At 62.0% G+C, this 2,388-nt stretch carries 1 protein-coding gene; it reads left to right on the forward strand.

Features of this window, described 5'->3' with window-relative positions; translation table 11 throughout:
- Positions 1–310 precede the first annotated feature (310 nt).
- The gene (locus tag IRZ31_RS21215; protein WP_297157731.1) at positions 311–2,371 is read left to right on the forward strand and encodes a hypothetical protein; all 2,061 of its coding nucleotides are present in this window, start codon (positions 311–313) and stop codon (positions 2,369–2,371) included.
- The last annotated feature ends 17 nt before the right edge of the window (positions 2,372–2,388 follow it).

A 2,388-nucleotide genomic window follows, 5' to 3' on the forward strand; every position in this document is an offset into this window, starting at 1 on the left:
CTGTAAATGAGTAGAATATCTAATTCTATCTTCAAATATTTATGCACTATGCACAGTCCCTCTTCTCTGCAGCGCAGCCCGCGTCCTGGAACTATATAGACTAATGTCTATATGAACGAGACTCATCTGGCGAGAACCTTGCCTTCGCCCCGCAACTCAGCTATACTGATAGAAGGAGGTTAGGCCGTCGCCCCCGCTCCAGGCGGGTTGGCGGCTTCGTCTCCCGCTCCCCTACATGGTGCTCTCCTCCTTCTTCTTTCCTATCAGGCTCTCACCTGAGACATCCCCCAAAGCAACAGGAGACCTCACAATGGTTCGTACTCTCCCCAATTCCCTGAGTGCGGCTCTTAACAGCCTGACGCGCCGTCCCACCCTGGTCCTCAGCGTCGCCGACCGTGTCCTGCACTATGCTCTCTACCAGACCCCCGGCACACCCGAGAGCTGGCACGATGCCTGTCTCGCCAGCGATGGCAGCATCGTGCGCATCCGTCTCGCCCGGGCCAGCTCTTTTCTGAACGGGACTTTCCAGGTCCAGCGCATCAGCGATCCTGCCCAGGCCGGCCAGTGGGCTACCAGCGCCTGGGTGACGTTGCCGGGCGCCAGTGGGGTCATGAATCAGGATGGCAGTTGCGCCATTGCCAACTGTGGAGGCTTGCTGCGGGCTTTCGCTCAGCGCGGCAGCGGCGGCAACCAGCTCTGGGTCTGGACCTCAGCCAATAACGGCCTGAGCTGGAGCGGCCCAACGCCGGTGCTCTCCCCGCCGGGGAACGCTTTGATCAAAGGGGTAGCCTGCGCCGGCACCAACGATGTCTTTTTTCTCTACGATGTCGCCGGAGGCGAAGCCCTGGGCTGCTCTTTCTTCAATGGCAGCGGCTGGTCCAGCCTGCAAAGCTGGTCGCTGCCGCCGCTGGGAGCCAGTGGTGGGCTGGCCGCTGCCTGCACTGGTACGCTCTATACGCTGATTTATTCGGATAATTATTCACTGAGCACCTGCACCTTCAACGCCGCCAATGGGCAATGGAATCTCGGTGTGGCGATCGCTCCCGCTACGACCACCGCTATCATGCGCCTGGCTCCGCGCCTCTCTTGGGCGGACGGTCTCTACACCCTCAGCTGTGTCGAGGCTGACAGCGGCAATCTGACCGGCTCCGTCTACAGCTATCCGCGCCTGCGCCAGTCAGCGGACCTGGTCCACTGGTCCAACGGGACCATTCTGCATATGCTGCCCTGCACCTACGGCGCTGTGGTGCTACCGGTAGCCAGCCCCGCCAGCGGGAGTGCAGGCCCACGCTCCTACGTCTTGACTATGCCAGCCATCGCCAGCGCCCCTCTCTTCCAGAGCAGTAACCCCCAGCAGTCCCTTGACCTCTCGCCCGCCGTACTGGCTTACCGGCGCCTGGAGCGTCCAGGCCATCCCGCCCGCTTAGAGGTGCTGCTTGACAACAGCGGCGGCAGCTATAACGCGCTGGTCAGCAGCGCTGGCAGCTATCGCCCGCTCGGTCCGGGTGCAACGCTGACCCTGAGCGAGGGCTACTACGCAGGTACACCTCCCGCGCCGCTACAGATCAAGACCGGCAGCTATGTCCTGAGTCAGCTCCATTTCCTGCGCTCACCCCAGGAAAATTGCCTCTTGCTGGTCGCCAGCGATCGCACGCGCCAGCTTGATCTGCTCGCCCGCTACCAGAACAGTTACAGCGGCCAGACGCTGGCCTTCCTGATCAGCGAGGTCTGTGCGCGCGCCGGCCTCTTCAACATCGCCCTCCCCACGACTAATCAGATGAGCCAGACCATTCCCTCCTTTGTCATCCAGGCGGGCCAGCCCTACCGTGCCGCCCTCGATGAGTTGTGCAATACGTATGGCCTGGTCTACTTCCTCGACCAGGACGAGGTTCTGCGCTTCCGCGAGTTGAGTAGCAGCGAGACCCCAGCCTGGTCCTATCAGCCCGAGATTGAGCTGCTCAGCATCGGCAGCAGCGATGAGCGCGCCAACCACATCATTGTCAGCGGCAGGCCGCCGGCCAGCGGTTCCCCTCAAGCTTTGACGACCGCCGAGACCTACGACGACCTTCACCTGCAGCAGGTGGGCTGCGAGCGCCTGCGCTTCCACATCGACCACAAGCTGACGACCACCAGTCAGTGCGCTCAGAAGGCAGCTTTTCTGCTAGCCCAGGAGCAGCGTGTCGCCAGTCGGCATCGCATCACAGTGCCGCTGAATCCAGCGCTGCAGCTCTTCGATGCAGTGGCACTGAGCGATAGCCTGGCCCCCACCGGCAGCGGCCAGAGCCTGACCTGCCGCATCTGTGGCCTGACGGTCCACTATGCGGCCCAACAGAGTCTGGCTGAAATGCAGCTTGAGCTGGAAGGTCTCTAGCCCCAGAAGAGAAGAGA

It is taken from the genome of Thermogemmatispora sp. (assembly GCF_019683635.1).
In the GTDB taxonomy this organism is placed as follows: Bacteria; Chloroflexota; Ktedonobacteria; order Ktedonobacterales; family Ktedonobacteraceae; genus Thermogemmatispora.

What these genes read in the sequence shown, in the direction of transcription:
- IRZ31_RS21215 (WP_297157731.1), top strand. Translation starts at nt 311, where the DNA reads ATGGTTCGTACTCTCCCCAATTCCCTGAGTGCGGCTCTTAACAGCCTG.